General features: G+C 54.1%; 18 protein-coding genes. 5 read left to right on the top strand and 13 right to left on the bottom strand.

Annotated elements, in window-relative coordinates:
• Nucleotides 1-4: 4 nt before the first annotated feature.
• From AC1EKS_RS00830 to AC1EKS_RS00815, 4 genes are all read left to right on the top strand, one after another.
• Nucleotides 5-1,366 (top strand): sn-glycerol-1-phosphate dehydrogenase, encoded by a 1,362-nt coding sequence (locus AC1EKS_RS00830; RefSeq protein ID WP_481008377.1) that lies wholly within the window; start codon nucleotides 5-7, stop codon nucleotides 1,364-1,366.
• 61 nt (nucleotides 1,367-1,427) lie between these two features.
• Nucleotides 1,428-3,092, top strand: a complete 1,665-nt coding sequence (locus AC1EKS_RS00825) for a ribulokinase (RefSeq protein ID WP_481008376.1) — start codon at nucleotides 1,428-1,430, stop codon at nucleotides 3,090-3,092.
• 10 nt (nucleotides 3,093-3,102) lie between these two features.
• On the top strand, nucleotides 3,103-3,813 hold the full coding sequence (locus AC1EKS_RS00820) for an L-ribulose-5-phosphate 4-epimerase (protein WP_481008375.1): 711 nt from the start codon (nucleotides 3,103-3,105) through the stop codon (nucleotides 3,811-3,813).
• A gap of 119 nt (nucleotides 3,814-3,932) precedes the next feature.
• Nucleotides 3,933-4,295, top strand: coding sequence for an RNA polymerase-binding protein RbpA (locus AC1EKS_RS00815; protein ID WP_481008374.1), 363 nt, complete (start codon nucleotides 3,933-3,935; stop codon nucleotides 4,293-4,295).
• Between the two features lie 105 nt (nucleotides 4,296-4,400).
• Here AC1EKS_RS00815 and AC1EKS_RS00810 read toward each other — a convergent pair whose 3' ends face one another.
• The 4 genes from AC1EKS_RS00810 to AC1EKS_RS00795 are packed head-to-tail and all read right to left on the bottom strand — an operon-like array spanning nucleotide 4,401 to nucleotide 9,853.
• Nucleotides 4,401-5,135: a polyprenol monophosphomannose synthase gene (locus AC1EKS_RS00810; protein ID WP_481008373.1), complete on the bottom strand. Its 735-nt coding sequence runs from the start codon at nucleotides 5,133-5,135 to the stop codon at nucleotides 4,401-4,403.
• Nucleotides 5,136-6,740, bottom strand: a complete 1,605-nt coding sequence (gene lnt, locus AC1EKS_RS00805; protein WP_481008372.1) for an apolipoprotein N-acyltransferase — start codon at nucleotides 6,738-6,740, stop codon at nucleotides 5,136-5,138.
• Nucleotides 6,725-9,526 carry a DEAD/DEAH box helicase gene (locus AC1EKS_RS00800; protein WP_481008371.1) on the bottom strand — a complete coding sequence of 934 codons (2,802 nt, stop codon included), beginning with the start codon at nucleotides 9,524-9,526 and terminating at the stop codon, nucleotides 6,725-6,727. Before AC1EKS_RS00800 ends, lnt begins: the two co-directional genes overlap by 16 nt.
• Nucleotides 9,527-9,853: a hypothetical protein gene (locus AC1EKS_RS00795; protein ID WP_481008370.1), complete on the bottom strand. Its 327-nt coding sequence runs from the start codon at nucleotides 9,851-9,853 to the stop codon at nucleotides 9,527-9,529. It abuts the gene before it with no gap.
• A gap of 63 nt (nucleotides 9,854-9,916) precedes the next feature.
• On the opposite strand from AC1EKS_RS00795, the gene AC1EKS_RS00790 reads away from it, so the two are divergent.
• Nucleotides 9,917-11,047, top strand: coding sequence for a DUF3866 family protein (locus AC1EKS_RS00790; RefSeq protein WP_481008369.1), 1,131 nt, complete (start codon nucleotides 9,917-9,919; stop codon nucleotides 11,045-11,047).
• 65 nt (nucleotides 11,048-11,112) lie between these two features.
• Here the strand turns inward: AC1EKS_RS00790 and hisG are convergent, their stop codons facing one another.
• The 9 genes from hisG to gmk form a co-directional block, all read right to left on the bottom strand.
• Nucleotides 11,113-11,958 (bottom strand): ATP phosphoribosyltransferase, encoded by an 846-nt coding sequence (hisG, locus tag AC1EKS_RS00785; RefSeq protein ID WP_481008368.1) that lies wholly within the window; start codon nucleotides 11,956-11,958, stop codon nucleotides 11,113-11,115.
• A 7-nt stretch (nucleotides 11,959-11,965) separates the two neighbouring features.
• Nucleotides 11,966-12,229 (bottom strand): phosphoribosyl-ATP diphosphatase, encoded by a 264-nt coding sequence (locus tag AC1EKS_RS00780; RefSeq protein WP_481008367.1) that lies wholly within the window; start codon nucleotides 12,227-12,229, stop codon nucleotides 11,966-11,968.
• Nucleotides 12,230-12,359: 130 nt separating this feature from the next.
• Nucleotides 12,360-13,019, bottom strand: coding sequence for a ribulose-phosphate 3-epimerase (rpe, locus tag AC1EKS_RS00775; RefSeq protein ID WP_481008366.1), 660 nt, complete (start codon nucleotides 13,017-13,019; stop codon nucleotides 12,360-12,362).
• A gap of 2 nt (nucleotides 13,020-13,021) precedes the next feature.
• Nucleotides 13,022-14,548, bottom strand: coding sequence for an RsmB/NOP family class I SAM-dependent RNA methyltransferase (locus AC1EKS_RS00770; protein WP_481008365.1), 1,527 nt, complete (start codon nucleotides 14,546-14,548; stop codon nucleotides 13,022-13,024).
• Nucleotides 14,548-15,501: a methionyl-tRNA formyltransferase gene (gene fmt / locus AC1EKS_RS00765; protein ID WP_481008364.1), complete on the bottom strand. Its 954-nt coding sequence runs from the start codon at nucleotides 15,499-15,501 to the stop codon at nucleotides 14,548-14,550. The genes AC1EKS_RS00770 and fmt overlap by 1 nt, the downstream gene beginning before the upstream one ends.
• Nucleotides 15,502-15,543: 42 nt before the next feature.
• Nucleotides 15,544-17,622, bottom strand: coding sequence for a primosomal protein N' family DNA-binding protein (locus AC1EKS_RS00760; RefSeq protein ID WP_481008363.1), 2,079 nt, complete (start codon nucleotides 17,620-17,622; stop codon nucleotides 15,544-15,546).
• Nucleotides 17,619-18,830 carry a bifunctional phosphopantothenoylcysteine decarboxylase/phosphopantothenate--cysteine ligase CoaBC gene (coaBC, locus tag AC1EKS_RS00755; RefSeq protein ID WP_481008362.1) on the bottom strand — a complete coding sequence of 404 codons (1,212 nt, stop codon included), beginning with the start codon at nucleotides 18,828-18,830 and terminating at the stop codon, nucleotides 17,619-17,621. The genes AC1EKS_RS00760 and coaBC overlap by 4 nt, the downstream gene beginning before the upstream one ends.
• Nucleotides 18,831-18,837: 7 nt before the next feature.
• The gene (gene rpoZ, locus AC1EKS_RS00750; protein ID WP_481008361.1) at nucleotides 18,838-19,113 is read right to left on the bottom strand and encodes a DNA-directed RNA polymerase subunit omega; all 276 of its coding nucleotides are present in this window, start codon (nucleotides 19,111-19,113) and stop codon (nucleotides 18,838-18,840) included.
• 55 nt (nucleotides 19,114-19,168) lie between these two features.
• Entirely contained in the window at nucleotides 19,169-19,720 is a 552-nt protein-coding gene (gene gmk / locus AC1EKS_RS00745; protein ID WP_481008360.1) for a guanylate kinase, read from the bottom strand.
• Between the last annotated feature and the right edge of the window lie 37 nt (nucleotides 19,721-19,757).

Below are 19,757 nucleotides of genomic sequence, written 5' to 3'. Positions count from 1 at the left end.
ATAAATGACAAACGAATTGATCGCGAAAGCACTAGAGACTGCTAGCGACACTAAAGATATTGAGTTCGGCGTTGGGGTACTAAAGAAAACTGGCCCGCTTTTTGCCCGCCTTTTTCCTGGTAAAAAAGCCCTGGTAGTCGCAGATGAAAACACCTTCGAGGCAGCTGGAAAGGGAGTAGTAGATTCCCTGAAGGAAGCTGGGGTCCCGATGCACGAGCCCTATATTTTCCCAGGTAAACCTACTTTGTATGCGGGCTACGAGAACGTAATTAAAGTTCGGGAAGTACTAAAAGATCTCGATGACACGGTGATTTGTTCTATTGCGGCCGGTACCCTAAATGACCTGGCTAAACTAGCCAGCGGAGAGCTGGGGCGCCCCTATATGAACGTATGTACCGCTGCCTCGGTAGATGGATATGCTGCCTTTGGCGCTTCCATTACCAAGGATGGATTCAAGATTACCCGTGATTGCCCCGCCCCGGTTGGCTTGGTGGCTGATCTGGATGTAATCGCTGCTGCTCCGCAACGCCTAACCGCGACCGGTTACGGGGACCTGATTGAAAAGATCCCCGCGGGAGCCGACTGGCTGCTGGCCGATCGCCTCGGGGTCGAAGCCGTAGATGACTACACCTGGTCCCTAGTACAAGGACCGCTACGGGGAGCCCTATCCGATCCGGAAGGTGCTGCCAAGGGTGATCGTGATGCCATCGAAGGGCTGGCTGAAGGCAATATTATGTCCGGGCTCGCCATGCAGGCCCTATCATCTTCTCGCCCCGCCTCGGGTGCCGGTCACCAGTTCTCCCACACCTGGGAAATGGAAGGACACGGCCTCGACTGGGAGCCGCCGCTATCGCACGGTTTCAAAGTGGGAGTCGGCACAGTAGCCTCCTTGGCGATTTGGGAAGAGTTCTTGGCAATGGATATTCCTAACCTGGACATTGACGAGATTGTTGCCAATGCCCCCAGTGAAGCGGATGTCTTGGCGAAGGTCGAAGAGCTAATCATTCCGAATATTCAGGATGAAGCGAAGAAGCACACTCTAAATAAGCATTTAGAGGGAGAAGCCCTGCGCAAACGCCTGGAACTGCTGAAGGAAAAATGGAGTGATATTAAAGAGGTTTGCTCTAAGCAGCTGATCTCTCCGGAGAAAGCGCAAGAAGACCTGCGTAAGGCCGGCGCCCCCTACCACCCCGAGATGATCAAGATTGATTGGGATCGTTTCCGCAAGACCCACCGCCAGGCGCAGATGATTCGTTCGCGCTACACGGTGTTGGACATCCTGATGGATCTTAACGCTCTCGACCAGGTAATCGATCATCTGTTTAGCCCGGAAGGATTCTGGGGTAAGCATCGGCACGCTAACTAGGTAAATAGTTAGTTGTTAAATTTCAAGACTCTTCTAAATTCGCAAAGCAATGGAGCCTGCAATGGAAAATAAATATGTAATCGGAATAGATTTCGGTACCCTGTCCGGTCGCGCGGTAGTGGTGCGGGTAAGTGATGGGGAAGTATTAGCTTCCGCCGTCACCGAGTACGCCCACGGAGTTATGGATACAACTCTAACCGCGGGCGACGGGCAGGCACTGCCTCCTGAATTCGCCCTGGAGGTCCCAGCTGACTATATAAAAGTGCTGGCCACTGCGGTTCCGCGGGCAGTCAAAGAATCCGGAGTAGATCCTAAGGATGTGGTGGCTATCGGTCTAGACACTACCTCCGCTTCCCTCGTCGTTACCGACAAAGAAGGCACCCCGCTTTGTGAAAAGGAAGAGTTTAAGAATAACCCGCACGCCTATATCAAGCTGTGGAAACACCACGGCGGCCAAGACCAGGCAGACCGGATCGTAGCACTGGCAAAAGAGCGCAACGAACCCTGGCTTGGCCGCTATGGCGGGGTGCTTTCTTCTGAACTGGCATTACCGAAAATGCTAGAGCTTTTCGAAAAAGCCCCCGAGGTATACCAGGCAGCTGAATCAATTACCGATGTAATGGATTGGCTAACCTGGAAAATGACCGGGGTACACACCCAAACCGCTGGTGCCAGCGGCTACAAGCGGATGTACCAGGACGGCAAGTATCCGGATAAAGCATATCTAGAGGCGCTAGCGCCCGGATTCGGCAACGTATTCGAAGAAAAGATGTCGGCACCGATCGCGCCGCTAGGATCCAAAGTTGGCGAGCTTACGGAAGAAGCTGCTTCCCTGATGGGACTAAATGCAGGGATCACCGTCTGCTCTGGCAATATTGATGCCCATGTGCATGCTGCTGGTGTGGGTGCTACCGAAAACGGGGTACTAACCGCAATCGCTGGTACCTCTACCTGTTTCGTGGTTTCTGCCCATAACTACGCAGACGTACCGGGAACTTTCGGGGTAGTCGATGGCGGTATTGTCGATGGCGAATGGGGCTTTGAGGCTGGTCAAACCGCAGTAGGAGATATTTTCTCTTGGTTTACCACCCAGTGTATCCCCCCCAGCTATCGTGAAGAGGCCCAGAAGCGGGGCATCAATATCCATGACCTGCTGACTGAAAAAGCCGCGGAACAAAGAATTGGGGAACACGGCCTATTAGCTTTGGATTGGTGGAACGGTAACCGTTCTATTCTGGCCGATGCGCGCCTATCGGGGATGATGCTGGGGATGACCCTCACCACTACCCCCGAGGAAATGTATCGCGCACTGCTAGAATCCACTATTTTCGGGGCGAAGGTCATTATCGACAACTTCGTTGAACACGGGGTCGATATTAACGAGATCGTAGTAGCCGGAGGGCTCCTAAAGAATAAGTTGTACATGCAGATGTATGCCGATATCACCGGTCTGCCCATTTCTATCTCCGCCACTGACCAAGCGGGAGCTTTGGGCTCTGCGGTGTTTGCGGCGGTTGCCGATGGACAATATCCCGACATTTTCGCGGCTTCGGCGGCTATGGGCAAGAAGATTTCTCATGCCTACGAACCGATCCCTGAAAATGTGGAAGCCTATCGCGAAATTTACGCAGCCTTCAAAGAAATGCACGACTTCTTCGGTCGGGGCGGAACGGAAGTAATGCGTACCTTGAAAGCGATTCGAGCGCGAGTACACCGCGCTAACTAAAGGAGCATATATGCCTCATGTAAATGAACTGCCGGCCGAGATCCGCAAGCAGGTTGCAGCTACCCGCGAAGTGGTTGCGGCTTTACACGCGGAACTGCCGGCTAACGAGCTGGTAGTTTGGACTGCTGGGAACGTTTCGCAGCGGGTGGAGGGTGCCGATTTATTCGTAATCAAACCTTCGGGGGTACGTTACGATGAGCTATCGGCCGATACCATGGTGGTCTGCGATCTAGATGGTAACAAACTGGATGATGATACCTCCGGGGAGCTACAGCCTTCTTCGGACACTGCGGCTCACGCCTATGTTTATCGACATATGAGTGAAGTGGGAGGGGTAGTGCATACCCACTCCCCCTATGCCACGGCATTTGCTGCCGTGCAACAGCCGGTCCCCTGCGTGCTAACCATGATGGGAGACGAGTTCGGTGGCGAAGTACCGATCGGACCATTCGCGATAATCGGGGATGACTCCATTGGACGCGGAATCGTGGAAACCTTGAAAGATTCCCGCTCCCCCGCAGTGTTAATGGCAAATCATGGGCCGTTTACTATCGGCAAGGACGCTAAAGCCGCGGTGAAAGCCGCGGTAATGGTAGAGGAAGTAGCCAAGACGGTAGCAATCGCCCGCACCCTCGGGGAGTTGTGCCCGATTGAATCTAGACATATAGATTCGCTATACGAGCGTTATCAAAACGTATACGGGCAACCTCCGGTTAAATAAAACTAAGTTTCGCCGGTGGGCAAAAGAGCACCTTAGCTTTTTTGCCCACCGGCTGAGCTGTTACAATAGGGCGGTATTTGCTGAGTTTTTAGGACGGGCATCAAAGAGAGGTTTTAACTATGGCAGAGCGGGCACTACGCGGAACCAGTATCGGGTCGAAGAGCCTGGAGACAGAGGACGGCGTAGTATTCGCGGAAAGGCGTGAAAGCCTCTATGTTTGCCCGCAAGGACACCGTTTCCACATGACTTTTGCCGCCGAAGTCGCCGCTCCCGCCGAGTGGGAATGCAAATGCGGGGAAATGGGGGAACTGCAATATGAGGAACCCGCGGTAGAAGAGGACGCTAAACCGGTACGTCCTCAGCGTACCCACTGGGATATGCTCATGGAGCGTCGCAGTGAAGAAGAACTGCAAGTACTGTTGAAAGAACAACTCGAGGTGCTTCATTCCGGGGCGCTTATGGACGGGGTTCACTACCGCTAGAGTATTACACCCTCTTTAATGGAAACTTTTCTCTACTGAGCAGGAGCAGCCCCGGGGCTGCTCCCCTACTTTTAAAGCCACTTTTACCCTCTCAAACCGGAGCTATTATTTAGCAAATAATGCGTTAAACAGGTCGCTTACCCCCCAGCGGGTAACTTTAGCCAAAGCTTCCAAGATAATGGCACTGGACATTTTGGAGGCTCCGGCAGCCCTTTCTTGAAAAGTGATCGGCACTTCCACAATCTTGCCCCCGGCTCTAACTGCCCGGCGGGTCATATCAATCTGGAAGCAATAGCCTCGCGAATCCAGATCCTCTAACCCTAAGCGGCTGAGGAAATCGAGCCGATAAACCCGGAAACCGGCAGTAGCATCCCCGATTCCCAGAAGCAGCATTGCCGCGATATAGGCATTACCACCCCGAGAAAGCGCCTCTCGAAGTCGGGACCAGCCCTGCAGCCGTCCTCCCCTGATCCAACGGGAACCAATCACCGCATCCGGCTCACTGGGCCACAGCCGCCGCGCCAATAATTTTTTCAAATCGCGCACCCGGTGAGAACCATCCGCGTCCATCTGTACCACCCAGGTGTATCCCGCATCCTGCGCCCAGGAAAACGCCTCCAAATAGGCGGGCCCGAGTCCGGCTTTTTCGGCCCGGTGCAGCACTTTTACTCCCCGGTCTTGCCGGGCAAGCTCCTCGGCTAGCTGGCCGGTGCCATCTGGAGAATTATCATCTACAATCACCAGATCTGCTTGCGGGACTTCGGCGCGCAGTTTCGCCACCTGACGGGGCAGGGTTTCCTTTTCGTTATAGGTGGGAATGGCAATTACCGTATCTTTCATTTATTTTCCTTTTCCTTTTAAACCGCTCAATGCGCGCCCTCCCCTGGCTTCACCAGTGGCTTTTCGCCTTCTGCGGGCAGGCGTCGGCGAATGTTGGAAACTGCGTTCTTGTACTTTCAAAAAAATAAGCACTCCCCCAATCAAGGCTAACCCTACGAGCACTCCGAGCCGGAAGAAAGTGTTTATCCCCGCACCAAAGCGCGCCTGAACGGTAAGAGTGTCGCGCAACGGCAACGCCGCCTTTAAAGTATCGGCACGAAACAGCCCTGACTCTGCTAAAACCTCACCTTGCGGATTGACGAGCGCACTTACTCCCCCCACGGCAACCTGCGCGGAAGAGCGATCATATTCGAGGGCGCGGAACCGGGCTATCTGTAGCTGCTGCCGGGACTGATAGGAGTATCCGAAAGACGAATTATTGGTGGGGAAATAAAGCAGATTTGCACCGGCATTTACGGTGTCGCGCACCAGCGAATCGATCGCCACCTCGAAACAGATATTTGCCCCCACTCGCGCCTCGCCAACTGGGGTAACACCGGGGTTTTTACCCGGTACCATGTCACGGGGCAGCATTTTTACTTGTTCGGGGAAAATCTTAGAGATTACAGGACGCCCGGGCAAGAACTCCCCAAAGGGTACTGGTTCCCGCTTGGTGTAAACCTGCGAAATTTTGCCGCCCTGAAACTTTAACACCTGGTTAGAGGTAGTTTTTTCCTTATAAACTAGGGTGCCAAGGATAAGGGGAATCTGCAGATCTTCTTGCCAGGATCTCAGTTTCTCACCCCACTGTTCATCGGAGCGAGGATCGATATCTGCGGCTTGCTCACCCCATAAAATCACTTGGGAACCGCGCAGATCACTGCTAGTACTTTGGGTAAGGTGACCGGACAAAATGGTGCCGGGATGGGAATAGGTAGCGCCAATCGGCCAAGAAACTCCCCCCTGTACCGCGGCTACCTGCATCTTTGGGGTGTCTTTGGAGTTTGGTAAGGAAGGGAGCCCCGTTCCCGAGGCAATCACTACCAGCAGCGCCAGACCGGCAGTTACCAGATTGGGCATCGAGATTTTCCAGGTGACGCTAACTAGCGCCGCGAGTACTGCCACCATCAAGAAGGCCATCCCGTTTTCTCCCAGCAGCGGTATCCACCCCTTAATAGGGCTATCTACCTGCGTGAATCCCAACATTCCCCAAGGCATACCCGTCCAGGGAAAGGCGGCTCGCCAAGCCTCGATCCCGGCAAAAGAGAACGCCGTCCACAAAGTCCAGGCAGGACTAGTCAGTCGCCGCACTGCCAGTACGGACCCTGCCCACAGGGTTAAAAATAAGGTTTCGCAAAGGGCAAGGGCAATCCAGGGGGTAGAAAAACCAAGAGAAATGGAAACCCAACGGAAAAGTACTAGGAAAAATAGCAGGGAGGCGAGGATAGAAATTGCCAAGGCGTAGCGCCGGCGCGCGCGCCGCAGGATCAGCAGCCATAGCCCCAGAGCTAACCAGGCACTCAGCCAATATGATCCCCAGGCAGAAGGAAAAGCCAGCAGTAAGCCTAAAGCGATGGCGGCGGCAGCCAACAGTGCCCAAAAGCCTTTGATTAGACGTCCGACCATGCCACCACTCCCCGCAGAATCAGTTTTTGGGCTTTTCGGGCGGTAGCGGAGCTTTCTACGCTGCCTACCATTTCTAGTTGGCGCAGGACATCAAGTAGCTGTTTCATCGCCCGCACAAAATCCCCGGCTTCTAAGCCAGCGGCCTCTAAAGCCACCGCCAGGGGCTTGCCTTTAGCCCAGGAATAAGTGGCTGCTACCAGCGCAGACGAAGATTGGGGCATTTCCGGAGCCTTTAGCTCGGTTTGCAGCTGACGCAAATCAGTAGCCAAATATTCAATCTGGCTCACTACCGATTTCAGCGAGGAAGGTACCGGGGTGCCTGCTTCTTCTCGTCGCGCTTCATAACTAGCTGCCGAACAAGCCGCCGCTAGCTGAGCCGGAGTTAGCCCCGCGAAAATATTTTTTAGCACGCATTGGGCAATCAATAGGTCATATTCGCTGTAAATGCGGCAAAGCACCGCCCCGGATTCGGTCACTTCTCCCTGCGGATTTAGATAACCCAAGTTGGTTAAAACTTTAACTACCCGGTCGAAAGTATCTACTAGCGCGCCCTCGGAAATATCTACCCGTTTCCGCAACCGGCTGGCCTGCCGCTCTAGGCGTGCCCAACGGGAAGCCTGCTTTAAGTGTCTATTTAGCTGGGGGCAACTAGCTACTGGGTGGGCGGCGAGCAACTGGGTTAGCTCTAATTCGCTAAGCTGCGAGAGCTCTCGGCCACCACTCTCCGCTAACGGCGAGGATATTTCCCGGGGGGAAAGTGCTGGTTTTTCGGGGGTAGGGGCCGCCTGCTCGCCGGGATGTTCTAAGGTTTCCGGATCGGTAAATAGGCCGTCGCGTAAAGCGGCACGCAGCTTAGAGGCCAAGCGTTGCCGATCACGAGGTTTTCGCTCCGAATAATCCTTTACCCACATTTGTCCCACCAATGCTAGTCCGCCTGCAAAAGCATTAGTGGAAAAATCTCGTAGCTTGGCGTTATCTGCTAGCACCGTCAAAGTGGTTTCCCCGGTACGAGTGCCCGATTTCTTCATCACAATCCCGTGCCGGGCGCGGCGCCCATCTTGATATGCCAAAACATCCCCGCGCTTGAGGGAACTAAAAAGTTCACTGCGGCGCCGAGCCTGCTCGCGGGCAAGCAGTTGAGCGCGACGGGCATCGCGAGCCTCTAACTCGTTTTGAAGCCGCACATATTCGTAAATATCCCCAAAAGAGCATTCTAAAGTTTTTGCAGCGACAATTTCATCAGCAGCTCTTTGCTTTTCCGCGGCTTGCTGGGCTTTTCCGACCACTGAACGATCCGCCTGAAACTGCGCAAAAGAGCGCCGAAGGACATCACGAGTATCCTTTAGAGAGCCTCGCTCCAACAGGTTAACCGCCATATTATAGGTGGGAGTAAAAGCTGATTTAAGCGGATAGGTACGTTTGGAGGCTAGCGCCGCCACCATAGCCGGATCCATGCCGGGACGGAAGATTACGATTCCGTGGCCTAAAGTATCGATCCCGCGCCGTCCGGCTCTTCCCGTCAACTGGGTATATTGCCCCGCAGAAAGCATTACGAACTCATGACCATCCCATTTGCGCAGCGATTCAATCACCACCGAACGTGCCGGCATATTGATACCTAGCGCCAAAGTTTCGGTAGCGAGCACCACTTTCAGCAGTCCCGCCGCAAACATTTTCTCTACTGCTTCTTTAACTACCGGTAGCAAGCCAGCATGGTGCACCGCTATTCCGCGCAATAGTCCCGCAAACAGGGAGTCGAATCCCAGAGTAAAGATGTCACCGGCCGGAATGTTTTCACTTATTTCCTCTAGCCGGGTCTGGATTTGTCGCTTTTCCTCCGCAGTAGTCAGGTCAATTCCGGCTGCCACCAGTTGTTTTTGCCCCTCGGAGCAGCGGGCACGAGAAAAAATAAATACTATCGCTGGCAGTAATCCGCCATTGTTTAACTCCTCGACCGCTGCCGGTAAAGAAGTGTGGTGACCCCGGCGTGTCTGCCCCAGCGAGTGACGGGTCCTAGCCAATAAAGCGGGGTTGAGTTTGGTTTTACCACCAGAAGATTTTACTTCTAGGTCAAACAGTCGCCCACCAACCAACATATGCTGGTAGAGAGGAACTGGACGTTTTTCGGAAACCACAATCTCTACATCCCCGCGCACCTGCCGTAGCCACTGTCCGAACTCTTCGGCGTTAGATACCGTCGCAGACAGCGCGATTACTCTCACCGCCGGGTCCAGATGCAAAATTACTTCTTCCCAAACCGGTCCTCGGTAGCGATCAGCCAGGTAGTGCACCTCATCGAGGACTACAAACCCTAGATCATCCAGGCGCCCGTCCTGACGGTAAAGCATATTTCGGAGTACTTCGGTAGTCATTACTACCAGGGAAGCCCCCGGGTTAACGGATACGTCTCCGGTCAAGAGCCCTACATTATCGCTGCCATAAGCCGCGCAAAAATCCCGAAACTTTTGGTTAGAAAGCGCCTTAATCGGAGTAGTATAAAAGGCTCTCACCCCGCGTTTTAACGCTAAGAACAGCGAGAACTCTCCCACTAAAGTTTTACCGGATCCGGTAGGGGCAGCCACTAGTACCGATTTTTTATCTTCCAGGGCGCGGATAGCGCGAAGTTGAAAATCATCAAAGGGAAAATCAAAACGCGCAGCGAAACTAGCAGTCTCGCTATTTATCTGGTTACGTTTAAAAGTGGCTAACTTTTCTGCCGCACTAAGAGAATCCCAGTCATCTGGGCCCTTCGCGGTGAGTTTTTTTCGTTTACGCCTGCGCGGCACCTACACCAGCCCCAATTTCTCCCAGCGTGCCTTGGCTGCTGCTAGGCGGGCGTAGCGACGAGTGCGCCGAGTGGCAGCTACCTCAGCGCGCACCTGGCGAGCCTGCGCAAGTACCTGGGGATCACCGCTGGCTCCCGCCGGGCGTAGCTGCGGAAGGTCTGAAGCTTCCCCCAGGTTATCTAGCGGGGCGGTTACGGCCGCTGTCTGCTCCCCGAAAAGATTAATAGTCGCATTGGCCTTGCGAAATAGCCAGATAAACATCACGATTGGGCAAACAATCGCCGCGAGAATCCCCAGCGTCCACAGCGCAAACAAAAACCAATACATACTCTTAGCCTACCTGTTTATGCGCCCGGCGGTCACCTGGCAAAGGCAGCTAGAATAAAAGGCATGATGTTACGGGAAGGACAAGTCGAAGCTGTCCGCAACTTTAAAGCCACGCAAGAACTGACAGTTAAGATCTCCGCTAACCCTAGCGGGGCAACCCAGTTTTTAACCGGGGAAACCCTACGAGCCTTGAACTATCCGGCTCTAACCGGGGAAATAAAAGAGGGCGAAAAGGTACGTTTCGACTGTTCTCCCCTGCAAAAAAATCTCGGTACCGGCGGGTTCGCGTTGGCAACCGCTCTTTGTGGACGTCTTCCAGAAGATGTGCTGCCTGCCCACGACGGTCACATTATGAAGGCACGATACACTCCCAGCCAATACATGGTTTCCTCCGTTGAAGAACAAGAATCTCCCTTCCACGAGCAGATGCGGCAGGCAGAAGACCTGGAGGGAATGCCGGTAGTAGGCATCGATTTGCATTCCCAGCTACCCGCAGTGATCGCGGGAATCAGAGCGGAAAAACCGGCGGCTAAAATTGTCTACATTTATACCGATGGTGGGGCGCTGCCGGCATTATTTTCTCGCAACATTACTTCACTGCGCGATAGCGGATGGCTAGCTGCAGTGATTACTGCCGGTCAGGCTTTCGGGGGTGACTTGGAAGCTATCAATACTTTTTCTGCGCTCCTTGCTGCCCGCCACGTCTTATCCGCCGATATTGCGATCGTGGGACAGGGCCCGGGAAACGCCGGCTCCGGCACCCCCTATGGTTATTCAGGCTTCGATCTATCAGCCTTTTTAACCCAGGCAGCTTTAGGGGGCGGCAAAGCTATTTGCGCCCTGCGGATGTCAGCTGCCGATCCGCGCCCTCGCCACCAGGGAATCTCCCACCACAGCCTGCGGATCCTTTCCGGCTTTAGTCCGGTTCCGCTGCTGGTGCCACTTCCCGATTTCACTAATGAGGGCGAAGGGCAAAAGTCTCTCTTAAACCGCGAGTTTGCCCAGTTACTAGCTTCGCAAGTGAAACAGATTAGTGCTCGGCATCAGGTACAAAAATGCGCAACCGCCGGACTCTACCAAGAATTAGATAACTGTCCGGTCAAACTGTCTACGATGCGTCGCTCCCTAGCTGAAGACGCCGCTCCATTCCTGGCAGCAGCGGTAGCCGGCCGCCTCGCCGCCCAAATGCTTTAAGCTGTGTCTGAGACCGATCTACGCCAGACCACTAGCCTCACAACTAAATAGGGGTCTCCCCCTGGTTAGATCCGTGCCGATAGCAGCTGGGTAACTAAAATTCCTTCCGCCCCCAGGGCATGGAGCTTATCGACTACTCCGTGAACCTCAGAGCGTTGGCACAGGGCGCGCACGGCCAGCCAATGACTGTCTCGCAGGGAAGAAATGGTAGGGGAAGATATTCCCGGTGTATAGCGTACTGCCTGATCTAAGAGGTCGCGATGTACGTTGTAGTCCACCAACACATAGTTGCGGGCATTGAGCACCCCTAGTAGGCGCTGCTCCAGCACTTCCAGCACCGCGTTTCCAGCTGCCTGCGGATTAGCGATTAGCACTGCCTCTGATTGCATCAGCGGCTCGCCAAAAACTTCCAGTCCTGCTGCTCGCAGCGTATTGCCAGTTTCTACTACGTCGGCGATGGCATCGGCTACCCCCAGGCGTACCGAGGATTCTACTGCTCCGTCCAGGTGGACAGTAGTGGCTTTCACCTGCTGCCGGGCCAAATAATCTTGCACAATCCGGTCAAAGGAAGTAGCAATCCGTTTGCCTTCCAAATCTTGAACTGAGCTCATAGTGCCTTGAGGGGCCGCAAAGCGGAAAGTAGAGGCTCCGAACCCCAGTTCGAGCACTTCATCGGCTTTAACTCCGGAATCAGCTAGCAGATCGCGTCCGGTAATTCCCGCTTGGATAAAACCGGCACCAACGTATTGGGCAATATCGCGAGGACGGAGAAAAAATACTTCCACCTGATTGGTTTGGTCGGTAATATGTAGTTCTCGCCCCCGGCGCCGGGTACGATATCCGGCTTCCGAAAGCAATCTGATGGCCGGATCCGACAGGCCACCTTTATTGGGAACAGCGATACGTAACATTTTTCCCCTAGAGTTTGCGGTAGACATCTTCGAGGCTGACCCCTTTAGCAATCATCATCACTTGGGCGTGATAAAGCAGCTGGGAAACCTCTAAACAAAAATCATCGTGGCTTTCATATTCGGCGGCCATCCAAGTTTCCGCCGCCTCTTCCACAATCTTTTTCCCGATAGCGTGCACCCCGGCGTCTAACTCTTTAACTGTGCCAGAACCTTCCGGACGGGTGCTAGCTTTCGCTTGCAGCTCCGCAAATAGCTCGTCAAAAGTTTTCATAGCTTTAAGGTTAGTGGCTTTTGAAAAAACTTGCCTGCTGGCTCCAGCTAGTAGACGCACACTGCCCATGGAAGGCGGGAGCTAAATCTGAGGAGGCCGGCTCTTTTCCAGCTGAAAACGCCGCTGAATTTTAGCAGTGGGACTGGGCGATCTTGCGCAGTTCCTCTATCTCTGCATAGGCATCTTCAGCTTTATAAACCGCCGAGCCGGCTACGAAAACATCGGCGCCGGCCTCGGCCGCAACGCTAATAGTTTCGCGGGTGATTCCCCCATCCACTTGCACCGATACCTGCAGGTTGGCGGCAGAAATAGCTTCGCGAGTGCGGCGAACTTTCGCCATCATCGACTCTAGGAACGACTGGCCTCCGAAACCAGGCTCCACCGTCATCACTAACAACATATCGATTTCGGGAAGGATATCAATATAGGGTGCAATATCGGTGGCGGGGCGCAGCGCCATTCCCACTTTCGCTCCTTGGCGATGGATTTCGCGCGCCAGACGAATCGGGGCGGCGGCCGCCTCGGCATGGAAGGTAACGGAGGCGCATCCGGCCTCCGCGTAGGTAGGCGCCCACCGGTCTGCGTCCTCAATCATCAAATGGGCATCCACCGGCACAATATTTTGGCGGATCACCGCTTCCACCACCGGTAGCCCCCAGGAAAGATTCGGGACAAAATGGTTATCCATCACATCCACATGCGCGTAATCTGCGTTCTTTATCTTTTCAATTTCGCTAGCTAGGTTAGCGATGTCGCAGTTAAGAATCGATGGAGAAATAGTTACGCCCATGATTAGTTGCCTTTCTGGTTTTTGGTGATCACTACTGCAAACATAGCATCGCTGGCGTGAATATGGGGCCAAAGTTGTAAGTATTTGTCAGCGCACCCGAGTCCCTGCGGCCAGGCTTCGGGGTCGATTAGTTGCTTAAGCACGGGAGCAAGTTCCAGAAGCTGGGCGTCCCCATGCTCTTGCAATACTCGCTGCACCAGAAAAGTAGTTTCTGCCGGGTGGGGCGAGCAGGTGGCATAAACCACCAGGCCGCCGGGTCGGCAAACTTCCAAGGCTCGATGTAACAATCGGGCCTGCAAATCAGTAACGTCCGGAATGGTTTCGTTCCGGGAACGATAACGCGACTCGGGGTGACGGCGCAGCGCCCCTAACCCGGTGCAAGGAGCATCCACTAATACCCGGTCGAAGCCGGTCTCTGGAAGCGGAAATTGGGTGCCATCCTCGCAAATAACCTGCACATTATCGAGGGCTTTCACCGAATCCTCTACCAGTTTGGCTCGATGATTACTTACTTCATTGGCGATCAGTTGGGCGCCCCGCTGGCGTCCTAATGCCGCCATTAGCGCGGCCTTTCCCCCGGGGCCCGCACACAAATCTAGCCACTTTTGGTCAGAACCTTCCAGCGGATATTGCGCGGCAATTCCGGCCACCAGTTGCGATCCTTGATCTTCTACTCCCGCGCGAGCCGCAGCGACATCCTCTAAAATCGCGGGGTCGCCCCCGGAAACAATCAGTCCCCAAGGACTCAGCGTTGAATAAGCTACGTCCTGGCCGCTATCTTCCACCGCATCGGCAAGAGCTTCCCGATCCACTAGGCCCGGGCGCGCCACCAGGTTGATATAGGGGGCACGGTTGTTTTCCGCCAATAAGGCTGTCAAAGAATCATCATCACTGGGAATCTGGGCCCCCAATTTTGCTTGTTCGCTCAAGGCAGCGCGGTAAGCGGCAATAATCCAGGCGGGATGGGAATACTCGATTGCCAGGCGGCGAGATTTGCTAAGTGCTTCTAGACGGCCGTCTAGCTCTCCGCTCTCGGCCAGGCGCACCGCTTGCCGCAATACCCCGTTTACTAGCCCGGCGGCGCCCTCATTAGCTTCTTGTTTAGTCAGATTAACCGATTCGCTAACCGCCGCGTGAGTAGGCACCCGCATATTAAGCAGTTGATGCAGGCCCATCCGTAAAATAATTAGTACTTCTTTTTCCAAGGTTGCTACCGGGCGAGTAGAACACTCATCGATTATCCAGTCATAGTAGCCTTGGCTTCGCAGGGTCCCATAAGTTAGTTCGGTAGCGAAACCGGCGTCACGCCCACTGATCCGGGTGCGAGTCAGTCGCGGAGGAAGCAGCAGGTTGGCATAGGAATCCCGGGTTTCTACCGCCAATAGCACCTGATAAACCAGAGTACGAACCCGATCGGTTTGGGGGCGCCACCCGTCCTTTGGGGGGCGACTTTCACGGTGCCCAGCACGCTGATTATTCCGGGGTGACTTCCTCGCCGAATACTTTTTTTGAGGACGCTCTCGCTGCACTAGTTATCCTCACTTTCGCTGGGAAGCTTAAAGAAGAACTCTTCCCCGAATCGCTGTCCCCGCCCCCAGGCGTCGGCCGTCATCTCCCGTTTTCCGGCTGGAGTGACAAAAGTTAGTTTCACGTCATTACTGCCGGTGCCCACGGTGACCTCGTGTTTGGTGACCCGCACCTGTCCCGGCTGCAGGGTGCACTGGTCTTTCATTTCAATCACCGGGTAGATACTGATCCGACTGCCATCGGGAAGCATGGTCCAAGCTCCTGGCTGAGAGGTAAACGCGAAGATCATATTAGCTACCTGCGTGGCGTCTTTGGTCCACGGTATCTGGGCATCTGCCTTGGTAAGTAAGGGGGCATAGCTGGCTCCCTCACTAGGTTGGGGGTGAGCTTTAGCTTTTCCGGCCTCCAAAGCCCCGAGCACGTGGGGTAACAGCTTGATTCCGGTGTCGGTTAGGCGTTGCAGCAACAAATCTGCAGTGGTTTGGGGGGCTACCCGGATAGGATCAACTGCGTAGATCGGCCCGGTGTCCATCCCCTCGTCAATCCGGAAGATGGTAACTCCGGTGATTTCTTCCCCAGCGATGCGCGAATGTTGTACCGGGGAGGCCCCCCTCCATTTGGGCAGCAACGAATAGTGTAGGTTAATCCAGCCATGCGGGAAGACCTGCAACAAATCTTGCGGAATGAGCAGCCCGTAGGCAACTACTACTGCCACCTCTGCGTCCAAGGCCTTAAAATCCGGGCGTTGGTTTTCGCCCCTTAGAGAAGTGGGAGTATATACCGGCAGCCCGGCTTTCTCGGCTAGCTGCGCCACTGGTGAAGGCGTAAGTTTGCGCCCTCTACCGGAGCGGGCAGGAGGGCGAGTAAGCACTCCCACTACTTCATGTTCCGAGTCCAGTAAATACTTCAGGACAGGTACCGCAGAGTCGGGGGTACCGGCAAATAAGACACGCATAAAGAAAATCCTATCAGTTATAGGGGTCTATCACTGGAAACATTAAAGCTCGTGGGGATCGATCTGTACCTGGAGCGCCCCCCACTTTCTTCGGGATGCCACTGCTTGTAGGCGGCGCAACTCCTCTCGTAGCCGTTCGCCATGCTCGAGGCGGGAGCGTACTAACAATTGGAAGTTAGTCGCGTTCTTAACCGGCCCAATCACCTGAGTATCTTCAAAGTCCGCGGAGGCCAGAAGCTTCTGGAGAGTATCTTTACCCCCGCGAATCAGCGCTAAGGCGGCGGTGGGTGGGATTCCCACTTCCGCGCGCTCTAGTAGCTCCTGGCTGGCCCACTTACTAAAGCTTCGGGCTTTAAAAGTTTCAGCTAGCCGCTCCCCCGGATCGCCGGTGAGCATCACCCCACCGCCAGGAGCAACTTTTGCGGCGGTATTTGCCCAACGGCGCAAAGCTTCTTCAGCTGCCCAGATTCGATCCAGACTCAAGAGCATCCCCGCATCTAAGATTAAAGCTGCTGCGTAACCGCCGGTAGCGACCGGTTCCTGTTCCGTGGTAGCCACAATCAGCGCGGGTTTTGCGCTGATGTGGTCTAAAGGATTAGCCGCATCGCAGTTATAAACTGCCACCTTAGGGAAGGCAGCTGCAATTTCTCTCCCCACTTGTTGATGCCCGCGCACCCGGGCCCGCGTATTTTTCCCTCCGCAACGCGGACAAGAAAACTGGAAACTATGAGCGCAACTATTGCAGATAAATTTACCGCGGAGCTGCTGTACTCGCCCTAGGCACTGCGGGCAGCGAACCGGGGCTAAACAATTGGCGCAGCTAAGGCTCCCCCGTCCACCTTTGCGGGGAGCCTGGATAAGTACCGGCCCCTTTTCTAGTCCGGCTCGTAAGAACTGCAGGGCAGTAGAAGATAGTTTGGTCTGCCCGATGGTGGGGTCGTCTCGATCTTCATATTCGGGGATAAAAATTTTAGGAAGCAATATTTGATGCTTGCGGAAAGTAAGCTCGCGAGCCCAAGTGGACATTACCAAAGCTTGTGCCTGGGGTGAACGCGAAAAACTGCCCAGAATCAGAGAAGACTTTTCGCGCCTGCTGCGCAACATTGCCACTTGCCGGGTGTGCCAATAGGGGGCGGAGGGTTCCTGATAGGTTTCGGCGGCCTCGTCCCAAATCAAGAGTAAAGAGATTTTTTCTAAGGGAGTAAAAACAGCGGAGCGGGTCCCTACCACCAGACGTGGATGGTTAAAGCGAGACTGCAAGAAGGCACGATAACGTTCATTCGCCCCTAGTTCGAAATGATATTCCAGGGGTGAAGGTGCCCCTGCCGGCGCGAACTGGCGCCAATAGGAACAAAACTCTTGCACCAATTTACTGGTGGGGAATAAACATAGCACCGAGCCGGGAGCGGCCAAGGAGCGGAAAATTAGCTGGCTGATCTGACTAAAGGGAGCAGGTCTATCTGGTTCTGGAAGCGCTTGCCACACTACTCGGTTGCCTCCGGCCTGTCCTAAGGACTCTAATAGCCCTTTACCTGCAGGATAGGAGGAAATCAGGGGTTCATTAGCGGTTAAATCCCAAGACTCCTCCCCTAATGTTGACTTCGCAGGCGTGGAGGCTGAGGAGGTAAAAGATTTGAAGAATTCTTTTTCAATATTAGCCCGGCGCGGAGGAATCGCCTGGCGTAACACTGAAGATAAATTTCCGGCGTAACGCTTGGCTACTTGCTCTGCTAAATCGAAGCTGCTCTTTGAAACCAAAGCCTGGGGGCTGAGTACCCTACTGATTGCGCGTAGACGTTGCTGCGTGGGTTCCGGGCCGCGAACACTCCTTACCCAACCACGGACCAGCTTGCCACTAATTTTTATACTCACCAGGCATCCGGGCTGTACTTTTTCTAGTAGGCGGGCGGGAATCGTGTAATCTAAGCCCTCGGCCAAATGAAAGACAGGAGTGTCGGGAATAACTCGAGCAATCGGATCACTATTGTTCCATTTTCCGCGCGGCTTTGTCGGGATCCCCAATAATTCTTGTTGCTTTCCGGTTAATGTTTTCCCCTCTGGACGCGAGCGAATTTTCGCGAGGGGGTCTGTGCCGCTCCAACGCGGCATCTGGTCAATCACTTTACCTGCTGGCGCACCAGCGTCACTATCTTGGCCGCCACCTGGGGTTTAGTCCCGGAGAATTGCCCGATTTCCATACCTAGGTGGTCGACTGCGCAAACCTTAGTCGAGATATCGCCGAAGCCACTGCTCTCGCCTACTTGGTTAATAAAAATAATGTCGGCCCCTTTACGGCGGGCTTTTTCTTTCCCGAGCTGCAATACCTGTTCCCAGCTGCCTGTTTCTGCAGCAAAGCCGGCAACAAGCTGATCGGGACGTTTTTTGGTGGCTAAATCCGCCAAAATATCGGCGGTGGGCCGCAGCTGCAAAGAAAACTGATCTTGATCCGGGTTTTTCTTCATCTTTTCGGCGTGAAATTCCACTGGCTCATAGTCAGCTACCGCGGCAGCCATCACCGCCACCTGAGCCTGCGGAAAATACTTAAGTGCAGCCTGATGCATCTGCGCAGCGCTAGGAGTGGAAACTACTGCTACCGATGCCGGTAAAGAAGCAAGTAGCGCGGAATCAATATTCGCGGCCAATAAAGTTACCTGTGCTCCCTGCCAGGCAAACTGGCGAGCAATCTCTACCCCAAAACGCCCGGAGGAGCGGTTGCCTAAGAATCGAACCGGATCAAGGTTCTCGCGGGTTCCTCCCGCGCTTACTAAGACCTTTTTCCCTTGCCATTGGCCTGCGGATAAAATCTCGAATATCTCGGCACAAATATCTGCTTCTACCGCCAAGCGCCCTAACCCCTGGTCGCCACTAGAAAGCGCCCCGGCTACCGGACCGATAAAGCGGGCTCCCCTACTGCATAAGGTTTGAACATTGTCGCGGGTAGCCGAGTTTTGCCACATATTAGTATGCATTGCCGGCGCCAACAATAACGGACAGTTAGCCGCCAAAATCACGTTGGTGAGCATATCGTCGGCAATGCCGTGTGCTATTCGCGCTAACAGATCAGCGGTGGCGGGAACAACGACAATTGCGCAGGCCTGTCGAGCCAATTCAATATGTCCGGCCCCACTTGGGGGTGCATCTACCTGCGTGTAGACAGGATTTCCGGAAAGCGCCTGCCAGGTAACCGCTCCCACCATTTTCAACGAGGCGGGGGTAGGAACCACCCAGACGTCATAGTCGGCTTTAACCAAGGTCCGCACCACGTTCGTGGCTTTATAGGCGGCGATCCCTGCCCCTACCCCGACTACAATTTGGCGGCGCTGCGACATGATTTAGCTAGTCCTGTGAAGACTCGTCATGTTCTTTCAGATTCAATACCCCCTGATCGATCTCTCGTAAGGCAATGCTGAGAGCCTTGTCTTCCGGATTAGAGTCAATCAGCGGACCAGGAGTGGAAAACATTCCCTCCGCAATCTCCAAATTGTAAGTGTTAATCTGGCGTGCCCGTTTGGCGGCATAGACCACTAACGCATACTTGGACTCCACCTTTTCCAATAAATCATCTATTGGGGGGTTGGTGATCCCCTCGGGGCTAGCAACAGTACCCGACATATTGTCCTCTCATTTCTTTTTCCAGCGACGTAAAGCCGCCTCTTCACGAAGAATCTTACGCTATTCCCATTAGGGCGGCTAGTTCCCCAGCCGCTTGATCAGGGTGATTATTTACTACCACGTGCTCAAATTCTCCAGCTGCCGCGATTTCGATTTCTGCGGTTTTTAAGCGACGCGCTACCTCGGCTTCTCCCTCGGTTCCCCTTCCTCGCAAACGCTCTTGCAAAATCTTTTTGCTAGGCGCTTGCAAGAAAATAAAACAGGCATCGGGATTAGTACGCCGCACTTGGCGTGCCCCGGTGAGATCGATTTCTAAAATTACGTCCTCGCCCCGGGTGATATATTTTTCTACTTCTGAGCGCAGCGTTCCATAGCGCGCTTGGCCATGAACTAATGCCCACTCAACAAAGCCATTAGTGTTCACCAGCTCATCAAACTGGGCTTCACTTAAAAAGTGATAGTCGATGCCATCGCGTTCACCCGGACGCGGAGCGCGGGTAGTAGCGGAAACGGCTACTTTTACCTGTGGATGTGCCTTTCGTAAGGCTTTAACCACAGTTCCTTTCCCTACTCCGGAAGGGCCGACCAATACATAAAGGCGTGACATTGGAAAACCTGTCCACTTCTAATTTTGACCTGAAAAT

It is taken from the genome of Varibaculum sp. C0165D1, assembly GCF_056590355.1.
The sequence above is the reverse complement of the archived record's forward strand: the minus strand, read 5'-3'. Positions and strand labels throughout refer to the sequence as shown.

What these genes read in the sequence shown, in the direction of transcription:
- AC1EKS_RS00820 (WP_481008375.1), top strand. Translation starts at nt 3,103, where the DNA reads ATGCCTCATGTAAATGAACTGCCGGCCGAGATCCGCAAGCAGGTTGCA.
- gmk (WP_481008360.1), bottom strand. Translation starts at nt 19,720, where the DNA reads ATGTCACGCCTTTATGTATTGGTCGGCCCTTCCGGAGTAGGGAAAGGA.
- rpe (WP_481008366.1), bottom strand. Translation starts at nt 13,019, where the DNA reads ATGGGCGTAACTATTTCTCCATCGATTCTTAACTGCGACATCGCTAAC.
- fmt (WP_481008364.1), bottom strand. Translation starts at nt 15,501, where the DNA reads ATGCGTGTCTTATTTGCCGGTACCCCCGACTCTGCGGTACCTGTCCTG.
- AC1EKS_RS00795 (WP_481008370.1), bottom strand. Translation starts at nt 9,853, where the DNA reads ATGTATTGGTTTTTGTTTGCGCTGTGGACGCTGGGGATTCTCGCGGCG.
- AC1EKS_RS00830 (WP_481008377.1), top strand. Translation starts at nt 5, where the DNA reads ATGACAAACGAATTGATCGCGAAAGCACTAGAGACTGCTAGCGACACT.
- rpoZ (WP_481008361.1), bottom strand. Translation starts at nt 19,113, where the DNA reads ATGTCGGGTACTGTTGCTAGCCCCGAGGGGATCACCAACCCCCCAATA.
- lnt (WP_481008372.1), bottom strand. Translation starts at nt 6,740, where the DNA reads ATGGTCGGACGTCTAATCAAAGGCTTTTGGGCACTGTTGGCTGCCGCC.
- AC1EKS_RS00780 (WP_481008367.1), bottom strand. Translation starts at nt 12,229, where the DNA reads ATGAAAACTTTTGACGAGCTATTTGCGGAGCTGCAAGCGAAAGCTAGC.
- AC1EKS_RS00825 (WP_481008376.1), top strand. Translation starts at nt 1,428, where the DNA reads ATGGAAAATAAATATGTAATCGGAATAGATTTCGGTACCCTGTCCGGT.
- hisG (WP_481008368.1), bottom strand. Translation starts at nt 11,958, where the DNA reads ATGTTACGTATCGCTGTTCCCAATAAAGGTGGCCTGTCGGATCCGGCC.
- AC1EKS_RS00815 (WP_481008374.1), top strand. Translation starts at nt 3,933, where the DNA reads ATGGCAGAGCGGGCACTACGCGGAACCAGTATCGGGTCGAAGAGCCTG.
- AC1EKS_RS00810 (WP_481008373.1), bottom strand. Translation starts at nt 5,135, where the DNA reads ATGAAAGATACGGTAATTGCCATTCCCACCTATAACGAAAAGGAAACC.
- AC1EKS_RS00790 (WP_481008369.1), top strand. Translation starts at nt 9,917, where the DNA reads ATGATGTTACGGGAAGGACAAGTCGAAGCTGTCCGCAACTTTAAAGCC.
- coaBC (WP_481008362.1), bottom strand. Translation starts at nt 18,830, where the DNA reads ATGTCGCAGCGCCGCCAAATTGTAGTCGGGGTAGGGGCAGGGATCGCC.